Annotated in this window: 1 protein-coding gene; it reads left to right on the top strand. The window is 38.0% G+C overall.

Annotated elements, in window-relative coordinates; all coding sequences use genetic code 11:
* On the top strand, positions 1 to 437 hold a 437-nt coding region (locus ACQY8X_RS21115; RefSeq protein ID WP_428037093.1), incomplete at its 5' end, for a hypothetical protein.
* Positions 438 to 579 lie beyond the last annotated feature (142 nt).

Here is a 579-nt window from a genome sequence, read left to right as displayed (position 1 = left end):
GATCTGGCAAGAAGGACAATGAGATGAAAGGTGCAAAAGAGACCAAGAGAAGGGGAGTAGCAAAAGGTCATTTGCCAAATCAAAGGTTTTCACCAGATCATCAACACAATTGGTCTTCATTAGATCTGTATTCTGCATCAACAACATTCATGCCTATATTGTGGAATCCACCTTCATGTATGTTCAGTTACCCGTCATGGCCTTATTTTGATCCTTGGATGTCTCACGGGTCTTTATATCATACAGGGTTGTTTCCGACCCAAGAAATCATGAGTGCTACTTATATTTTAAAGTTTACTTTGGTTATGCTATTGATGGAGGTTAAGATCACTTGCCATAAGCTATATATCAAGATTGCTAGTTTTGGACATGCTATTTGCTCGAAAGGTCGAAATATTCAGTGGGTGAATAGTCATCAAGCTATACACTACTGTTGATTTCTATTTTGACTGTATTGATATGCTTATACAAGATGTCAGACCATTTATATGGCCGATGTTTATGGGTCATCGTCTTTACACAATTTTAGTTTCAGAATGTGTTTTCTGGTTTGCAAGCTACACCAGAAAATAGGAGGGC

The organism is Amphritea sp. (assembly GCF_050300915.1).
GTDB lineage: Bacteria > Pseudomonadota > Gammaproteobacteria > Pseudomonadales > Balneatricaceae > Amphritea.
The sequence above is the reverse complement of the archived record's forward strand: the minus strand, read 5'-3'. Positions and strand labels throughout refer to the sequence as shown.